This is a genomic window from Rhizobacter sp. (assembly GCF_035702065.1).
GTDB lineage: Bacteria > Pseudomonadota > Gammaproteobacteria > Burkholderiales > Burkholderiaceae_C > Rhizobacter.
On record NZ_DASSRA010000160.1, the window covers coordinates 1 to 8,255 of the forward strand.

The 8,255-nt window shown below is 67.0% G+C and carries 7 protein-coding genes; 5 read left to right on the plus strand and 2 right to left on the minus strand.

Going from position 1 to position 8,255, the window contains the following annotated elements; genetic code table 11:
- The first annotated feature begins 100 nt into the window (after positions 1 to 100).
- From VFL64_RS07415 to VFL64_RS07425, 3 genes are read left to right on the plus strand one after another with little or no spacing between them, the layout of a single operon-like run.
- Positions 101 to 955: an AAA family ATPase gene (locus tag VFL64_RS07415; protein WP_489539735.1), complete on the plus strand. Its 855-nt coding sequence runs from the start codon at positions 101 to 103 to the stop codon at positions 953 to 955.
- On the plus strand, positions 955 to 1,548 hold the full coding sequence (locus tag VFL64_RS07420) for a GNAT family N-acetyltransferase (protein WP_489539736.1): 594 nt from the start codon (positions 955 to 957) through the stop codon (positions 1,546 to 1,548). The genes VFL64_RS07415 and VFL64_RS07420 overlap by 1 nt, the downstream gene beginning before the upstream one ends.
- A 17-nt stretch (positions 1,549 to 1,565) precedes the next feature.
- Positions 1,566 to 3,584 (plus strand): S9 family peptidase, encoded by a 2,019-nt coding sequence (locus VFL64_RS07425; RefSeq protein ID WP_489539737.1) that lies wholly within the window; start codon positions 1,566 to 1,568, stop codon positions 3,582 to 3,584.
- Here the strand turns inward: VFL64_RS07425 and VFL64_RS07430 are convergent.
- Together VFL64_RS07430 and VFL64_RS07435 are read right to left on the minus strand one after the other, a co-directional pair.
- On the minus strand, positions 3,577 to 4,257 hold the full coding sequence (locus VFL64_RS07430; RefSeq protein ID WP_489539738.1) for a hypothetical protein: 681 nt from the start codon (positions 4,255 to 4,257) through the stop codon (positions 3,577 to 3,579). The two genes, VFL64_RS07425 and VFL64_RS07430, sit on opposite strands and share 8 nt — an antisense overlap.
- 81 nt (positions 4,258 to 4,338) lie before the next feature.
- Positions 4,339 to 5,508 (minus strand): GGDEF domain-containing protein, encoded by a 1,170-nt coding sequence (locus VFL64_RS07435; protein WP_489539739.1) that lies wholly within the window; start codon positions 5,506 to 5,508, stop codon positions 4,339 to 4,341.
- Between the two features lie 97 nt (positions 5,509 to 5,605).
- On the opposite strand from VFL64_RS07435, the gene VFL64_RS07440 reads away from it, so the two are divergent.
- Entirely contained in the window at positions 5,606 to 6,790 is a 1,185-nt protein-coding gene (locus VFL64_RS07440; RefSeq protein ID WP_489539741.1) for a vWA domain-containing protein, read from the plus strand.
- Positions 6,787 to 8,255, plus strand: a 1,469-nt coding sequence (locus tag VFL64_RS07445; RefSeq protein ID WP_489539740.1) for an autotransporter assembly complex protein TamA, incomplete at its 3' end; no start/stop codon positions are given. The genes VFL64_RS07440 and VFL64_RS07445, both read left to right, overlap by 4 nt.

Sequence of the window (8,255 nt, forward strand, 5' to 3'; positions counted from 1 at the left end):
AAAGCCGGCTTGTTGCCTTTCTTGCATGCAAGCAGGTTCAGCCTCGCGCCTCGTTCTCGCGTATACTTGTTTTTCTATTTCCATCCGACGACACGATGCCATGCGACCAGACACACGCTTCGAAGGTTCTGAAAACTACGTTGCCACTCAGGATCTGATGCTCGCGGTCAACGCGGCCATCACGCTCAAGCGCCCGCTGCTGGTCAAGGGCGAGCCCGGCACCGGCAAGACCATGCTGGCCGAGGAAGTGGCCCAGGCGCTCAACGTGCCGCTGCTGCAGTGGCACATCAAGTCCACCACCAAGGCCCAGCAGGGCCTGTACGAGTACGACGCGGTGAGCCGCCTGCGCGACAGCCAGCTTGGCGACGAGCGCGTGAAGGACATCCACAACTACATCGTCAAGGGCACGCTGTGGCAGGCCTTCACGGCCGACCAGCCGATCGCGCTGCTGATCGACGAGATCGACAAGGCCGACATCGAATTCCCGAACGACCTGCTGCGCGAAATCGACCGCATGGAGTTCTACTGCTACGAGACGCGCGAGCTGGTCCGTGCCAAGCACCGGCCGGTGGTGTTCATCACCTCCAACAACGAGAAGGAACTGCCCGACGCCTTCCTGCGCCGCTGCTTCTTCCACTACATCAAGTTCCCCGACGCCGCCACGATGAGCAAGATCGTCGAGGTGCACTTCCCCAAGCTGCGCAAGGAACTGCTGAGCACGGCGCTGAAGAACTTCTACGACGTGCGCAACCTGCCCGGCCTGAAGAAGAAGCCGTCGACCTCCGAACTGCTCGACTGGCTCAAGCTGCTGGTGGCCGAAGACATCCCCCTCGACGTGCTGCAGAGCAAGGACGACAAGGTCTCGGTGCCGCCGCTGGTGGGCGCCCTGCTCAAGAACGAGCAGGACGTGTCGCTGTTCGAGAAGCTGGTCTTCATGCAGAAGCACAACCGCTGATGCTGACAGTTGCGCCCGTCACGCTGGAGAGCGATCGTCTTCGCCTCGAACCGCTGACGCACGCGCACCTGGATGGCCTGCTCGCCGCCGCCGCCGACGGCGAGCTCTGGAAGCTGCGCATCACCTCGGTGCCCGAGCCGCAGGACACCGCCGCCTACATCGCCACCGCGCTCAAGCAGTTCGAACAGGGCAACCGCCTCGCCTTCGCGGTGATCGACAAGGCCAGCGGCCGCGTGCTCGGCAGCAGCAGCTACCACGACATCGTGCCCGCGGTGGAGCGCCTGGAGATCGGCTACACCTGGTACGCCCAGAGCGTGCAACGCAGCCACGTCAACACCACCGCCAAGCTGATGCTGATGACGCACGCGTTCGAGACCCTGGGCGCCAGGCTCGTGGGCTGGCGCACCGACAACTACAACTTCGCCAGCCAGCGCGCCATCGAGCGCCTGGGCGCCCGGCGCGATGGCGTGCTGCGCCACCATGCACTGCGTCGCGACGGCACGGTGCGCGACACCGTGATGTACAGCCTGACCGCCGGCGAGTGGCCTGAAGTGAAAGCCCATCTCCTCTACCAACTTCAAAAGCCGCGCTGAGCGGCTTTTTTTCATCCATGGCCCAACGCAAGACACTCACCGTCGATGACCTCTGGGCGCTGGACCGCGTTGGCGGCCTGGCCCTCTCGCCCGATGGTGCGCAGGCGGTGTGCTCGGTCACCCGCTACTCGATGGAAGACAACAAGGGCACGGCAAGCCTGTGGCTGCTCTCCACCTTCGGCGGCACGCCGCGCCAGCTCACGAATTGCGGGGAGAAGGACGGCCAGCCCGCGTGGTCGCCGACCGGCGAGCGGATCGCCTTCGTCGCCAAGCGTGAGCAAGAGGGCAAGAAGGACGAGACGCCGCAGCTCTACGTCATCGCACCCGACGGCGGCGAGGCACAGCGCATCACCCACTTCGCGCCAGGCATCGAGGCCTTCAAGTGGTTCCCCGACGGCAAGCGGATTGCCTTCATCGCCTGGGTCTGGCCCGAGCTCAAGGGCACGGCAGCGCAGAACAAGCGCCACAAGGAGTTCAAGGACCGCAAGGAAAGCGGCTACGTCACCAGCGAGACGCAGTACCGCTACTGGGACCACAACCTGCCCATGGGCCGCGTGCCGCACCTGCACGTGCTCGACGTGGCCAGCGGGCGCATCCGCGACCTGTTTGAAGGCACAGAGCACGAGCTGACGCGCTGCGAGCCCGACGCCGACGCCTTCGACATCTCGCCCGACGGCCGCCACATCGTCTTCGCCACCGACCCGAATGCCGAGCGGCGCATCGACCACTGCAAGGCCCTGGCCGAGATCGGGCTGCGCCACGGCAAGGTCGAGTTCCTGGTGCGCGACAAGGCCTGGAACTGCGAGGCGCCGCGCTACAGCCCGGACGGCAAGAGCATCGCCTTCGTCACCGCGCACCAGGGCAAGCGCCACACGCTCCACCATCAGCTCGCCGTGCTGCAGCGCGGCGCACGCCACCGCGTGCTCAGCGCCAAGTGGGACCACGAAGTCAACACGCCCCTGCGCTGGGACGCAAGCGGCAGCGCAATCTGCTTCACCGCCGAAGACCAGGGTCAGCGCCACCTCTACCGCTTCGACCTGCAAAGCGGTGTGCCCGAAGTGGCCGTGCGCGGCGGCTGGGTGCAGCACTTCGATCTCGCCGGCGACACCCTCGTCACCGGCGCCGACGCGATGGACCACCCGGTGCGCGTGCATGCCCACCGCGGCGCGGAACCGGCGCTGCGGCTGGAGACCTTCAACGACGACAAGCTCAAGGCCTTCCGGCTGGGCGCGCACGAGTCGGTGCAGATCCGCGGCGCCCAGGGCGAGCCGGTGCAGATGTGGCTCGTCTACCCCCCGGGCTTCGACCCGAAGAAGAAGTACCCGCTGCTGCACAGCATCCACGGCGGCCCGCACGCGGCCGCGGGCGACACCTTCCACTACCGCTGGAACAACCACGTGTTCGCGGCGCAAGGCTACGTGGTCGCCTGCGTCAACTACCACGGCTCCAGCGGCTTCGGCTACGACTTCCTCGACAGCATCACCCACCGCTGGGGCGAGCTCGAACTGCAGGACGTGGAGGCCGCCACCGACTGGCTGCTCAAGAAGCCCTGGGTCGACCGCCAGCGCGTGTTCGCCACCGGCGGCAGCTACGGCGGCTACATGGTCGCGTGGATGAACGGCCACGTGAAGCCCGGCCGCTACCAGGCCTATGTGTGCCACGCGGGCTGCTTCGACTGGACGGCCATGTTCAGCGACGACGCCTTCACCTGGCATGCCAAGGACCTGGGCTGCTGGTACTGGGATGACCTGCCCAAGATCCAGTCCCAGAGCCCGCACGCCTTCGCCAAGCACATGAAGACGCCCACCCTGGTGGTGCACGGCGCGCTCGACTACCGCGTGCCCGACCAGCAGGGCCTGGCCTACTACAACACGCTGAAGGCGCGTGGCGTCGATGCACGGCTGGTGTGGTTCCCGGACGAGAACCACTGGATCCTGAAGCCGCGCAACTCCAAGCTCTGGTACGGCGAGTTCTTCGGCTGGCTGAAGCAGCACGACACCGGTGCGGGGCGCGCCGGCAAGAAGAAGACTAGTTGATCGGCCAGTTGAGCGCCACGCCGAAGCGCTGATCGCCCCAGCCCGCGCCGTCGGGCAGATGGCGCAACGCCATGTCGACCGCAAAGCGGCGCGGCACCAGCCACAGGCGCCCGCCGATGCGCTTGGCCTCGGTGCCGGCCTCGGAGCCGGCCCATTCGGCAAACAAGGTGCCTTCGCGGAAGGGCTGCCACACGCTGGTCACGGTGGCGCGGGTGCGCTCCACCACGGTGCGCTCCATGCCGACGTTCGTCTGCAGCGCCAGGCCATCGAGCACCTGCAGCAGGCCGCCAAAGGCCAGCGCGGTGCGCGCCGTACGCAGGCCGCCATCGGCATCGGCCTCGCGCAGGCCGGCCCAGTCGAACTTGAACGAACCCAGCAGCGACGAAGCCAGGCGCGTCGAGGCCACACTGCTGTACTCGGCCTTGACCAGGCTGGGCCCGGTGTCGGTCGGCTTGACGCGTGGGGTTTCGAGCTTCCAGCGCTCGCCGTCGTAGCCGCACTTGCCGCTCATCTGCATGGCGAGCAGCGCCGGAGGGACGTCGCCGAAGGGGGCGACCGGGCAATCGGGCAAGGGCTTGCCCATCATCAGCAGGTCAGCGGCCCAGGCGTGCGTGCCCAGGAGCGCCGCCCCCGCCACCACCCAACGCGCCACCGATATCGCCATCATTGCCATTGCGGCAGCGATGATGCGAGCACCGGCTTCGGATGTCACCTAAGCCCCAGCGCGATCAGGTGACTTATTTGGCATTCCTCACTATTGATCCATCTCGAAACGATCGCGGCCCAGCGACTTGGCGCGGTACAGCGCGGCGTCAGCGCGCTTGAGCAGCAGCCCGATCTCGTCGCTGGGCCCGCGCCAGGCCGCCACGCCGGTGCTCACGGTCAGCCGCAGCATCTCGCCCTCCCAGGCCCACGGCCGGCGCAGCAGTGCATCGCGCAGCCGCTCGGCCGCGCTCAGCGCCTCGGTGGACGCGGTGCCGGGCAGCAGGACGATGAACTCCTCGCCGCCGAAGCGCCCGACGCGGTCGACGTCGCGCATCTGCGCCTGCAGGATGCGCGCGAGGTGGCGCAAGGCCTCGTCGCCCGCGGCGTGGCCGAAGCGGTCGTTGATGGCCTTGAAGTAGTCGGCATCGACCATCAGCACCGAGAACGGCCGGTTGCTGCGCACCGCGCGGCGCGCCTCGTCGCGCAACAGCTCGTCGATGGCACGGCGGTTGAGCAGCTCGGTCAAGGCGTCGTGGCGCGACAGGCGGCGCAGCTCGGCCATCAGGCTGGCGGCCACCAGGGCCACCAGCGTCAGGTGGAACACCAGGGCCGTGACCATGAAGACCACCGCCGAGCTGATGTTGAGCGAGCTGTTGGCGGTGACCTCGGCCACCACTGTGGCCGGTGACAGCATCGCCCACGCGCTGCGCACCAGGAACACCCCCCCGCCCAGCAGCAGCGGCAGCGCCAGCCACAGGCCCCAGCGCTGGTCGAGCTTGTGGCGGACGTAGACGTACACGTCGCGCGCCGTGGCCCAGCACAGCAGGCCCAGCAGACCGGAGATCGTGGCCACCCGCAGCGGCCCGTGCTGCGCGGCCAGGCCGAACCACGAGATCACCACCACCGCGGCGAGCAGCACCAGGTAAACCCAGGTCGGCGACATGCGGCACACGAATTGCCGAACGCCGCGCTGCATCAGCATCACCCCGGCCGCCACGCACACATTGCCCACGGCACGAACCTCTTCGCTGCGGGTGACCGTGGCCCAGACGAACAGCACCAGCGCGATGCCTGTCAGCAGGGCGTAGCCCGCCCACTGCACCACCGAGCGCCGGTCGAGCTTGAAGGCCACCGCGCCCACCAGCCACCCCAGGGCCAGCACGGCCTGCTGGCAGGCCACCATCAGGAAGGCAATTTGGGTGGCTGACAGAGTGGGCATGCGCGGTCGGAGGGCTGCCAATCCTTATAGCATTGGGCTTTTCCAGCCTGTCGCGTTGGTTTGCGCACATCCGCACGCCATGCCTCAAAATCCGGCCATGCTGATCGACTTCTTCTACACCCTGCGCGCCGCCAAGCTCAAAGTCTCGGTCAAGGAGTACCTGACCCTGCTCGAAGCGATCAAAGAAGGCGTGATCGACGACGAAGCCGGCCCCACCGTCGACAAGTTCTACTACCTCGCGCGCACCGCGCTGGTGAAGGACGAAGCCAACTTCGACAAGTTCGACCGCGCCTTCGCCGCCTACTTCAAGGGCGTGGAGCTGCTCACCGACTTCACGCAGGACATCCCGCTCGACTGGCTGCGCAAGAAGATGGAGCTCGAGCTCAGCCCCGAAGACAAGGCCGCCATCGAGAAGATGGGCTGGGACGAGCTGATGGAAACGCTCAAGAAGCGCTTCGAGGAACAGAAGGAACGCCACGAAGGCGGCAACCGCATGATCGGCACCGGCGGCACCTCGCCCTTCGGCGCCTACGGCTACAACCCGCAGGGCATCCGCATCGGGCAGGACAAGAGCCGCAACAAGAGCGCGGTCAAGGTGTGGGACCAGCGCCAGTTCAAGGACTACGACGACAACCTCGAGCTCGGCACGCGCAACATCAAGGTCGCGCTGCGCCGCCTGCGCCGCTTCGCCCGCGAAGGCGCCGCCGAGGAGCTCGACCTCGACGACACCATCCACAGCACGGCCGCCAACGCCGGCATGCTCGACATCAAGATGATCCCCGAGCGGCACAACAAGGTGAAGGTGCTGCTGCTGATGGACGTGGGCGGCACGATGGACGAGCACATCCACCGCGTGGAAGAGCTCTTCAGCGCCACCAAGGCCGAGTTCAAGCACCTGGAGTTCTATTACTTCCACAACTGTGTCTACGACTTCATGTGGAAGAACAACCGCCGCCGCTACAGCGAGAAGTTCCCGACCTGGGACATCCTGCGCAAGTACAACAAGGACTACAAGCTCATCTTCGTCGGCGACGCGACCATGAGCCCCTACGAGATCCTGCAGCCCGGCGGCAGCGTCGAATACAACAACGAAGAACCCGGCGCCGAATGGCTGCAGCGGCTCACCAACGCCTTCCCGAAGTTCGCATGGATCAACCCCGAGCCGCAGGGCGTGTGGAGCTACCGCCAGAGCATCTCCATCATCCAGCAGCTGATGAACCAGCGCATGTTCCCGCTCACCCTCCAGGGCCTCGAAGGGGCCATGCGTCTGCTGAGCAAATGAAGCACCGGGCAGCGGCCTGGCGCCTGCCGGGCCAGACGGCGGTCGCGATCCTGTCCGCCTGCCTGAGCGCATGCGCGGTGCTGCAGCCCGACGAAGCCAGGCCTGATGCGGCCACCCCATCGGCCGCCGCACCGGCACCCGGCACGGCGGCTTCGGCGCCCGAAGCCACTGGCGTCGCCTACCGGCTGAGCATCGAGGCACCCGAGGAGCTGCAGAAGATGCTGCACGACTACCTCGACCTCGCCCGCTTCCAGAACGCCCCGCAGACCGGCGGCATCACCGATGCCGAGCTGGTGCGCCTCACCAACGCGTCGCCCTCGCAGGCCCGCCAGCTGCTGGAGACCGAGGGCTACTTCAACGCCGAAGTCACCGTGATGCGCACCGACCCGGCCGACGACACGCCGCTGATCGAGATGCGGGTCGACACCGGCCCGCAGATCAGCGTGACCGAATGGGATCTGCAGGTCGAGGGCGATCTGCGCAAGCGGGCCGACGCCGGGGAAGCCCCCGCCCTGGCCCTGGTGACCAAGCTGCACGAGGCCTGGGGCCTGCAACGCGGCAAGCACTTCAGCCAATCGGCCTGGCGCAGCGCCAAGAACGCGACGATCGCGCTGCTGCGTGCCGAAGGCTACGCCGTCGCCGGCATGGCCGACTCGTCTGCGCGCATCGACGTGCGCAGCAACGAGGCCGAGCTGGCGGTCAAGGTCGACAGCGGCCCGCTGTTCCACCTGGGTGAGCTGCGCATCGAAGGCATGAACCACTACGGCGAGACCTCGGTGCGCAACCTGGCGCAGTTCATGCCCGGCACGCCCTACAGCGAGAAGCGCATGCTCGACTACCAGGAGCGCCTGAGCAAGATCGGCTTGTACGACAGCGCCTCGGTCGAGATCGACCCCGACCCCGCCAAAGCCGCCGCCACGCCGGTGACGGTGCGCGTGAAGGAGAAGAAACTGCAGGAGGCCGTGGCCGGCGTGGGCTTCAGTGATTCGACGGGGGAGCGCTTCACGCTGGAGCATGTGCACCACCGGCCCTTCGGCTACGACGTGCAGGCGCGCAACAAGCTCAACATCGGCCGCAAGGAACGCTCTTGGGAAGGCGACCTGATGGGCGACCCCAACCCGAACCTGTACCGCAGGCTGCTGGCCGGCGGCATTAGCTGGATCGACACCGACGACAACCAATCCACGTTCTCCTGGCATGCCCGCGCCGGCCGCTCACTCGTCACCGAGCGCATCGACCGCATGATCTACGGCGAATACCTCTACACCACGTTGACCACTGGCGCCATCCCGGCCGTCCCGGCCGTTCCGGCCACCCCGACCACACCGGAGATTCCGGGCAAACCGGCCATACCGGAACGTGTGCAAAACAACCGCGCCGTCTCGGGCAACTACAACTGGACCTGGCGCCAGCTCGACAGCGTGATCCTGCCCACCAAGGGGCTGACCACCATCATCCAGCTGGC

Bases quoted from the DNA above. Each gene is read 5' to 3' on its own strand.
- VFL64_RS07440 (WP_489539741.1), top strand. From the start codon at position 5,606: ATGCTGATCGACTTCTTCTACACCCTGCGCGCCGCCAAGCTCAAAGTC.
- VFL64_RS07420 (WP_489539736.1), top strand. From the start codon at position 955: ATGCTGACAGTTGCGCCCGTCACGCTGGAGAGCGATCGTCTTCGCCTC.
- VFL64_RS07435 (WP_489539739.1), bottom strand. From the start codon at position 5,508: ATGCCCACTCTGTCAGCCACCCAAATTGCCTTCCTGATGGTGGCCTGC.
- VFL64_RS07415 (WP_489539735.1), top strand. From the start codon at position 101: ATGCGACCAGACACACGCTTCGAAGGTTCTGAAAACTACGTTGCCACT.
- VFL64_RS07430 (WP_489539738.1), bottom strand. From the start codon at position 4,257: ATGGCAATGATGGCGATATCGGTGGCGCGTTGGGTGGTGGCGGGGGCG.
- VFL64_RS07425 (WP_489539737.1), top strand. From the start codon at position 1,566: ATGGCCCAACGCAAGACACTCACCGTCGATGACCTCTGGGCGCTGGAC.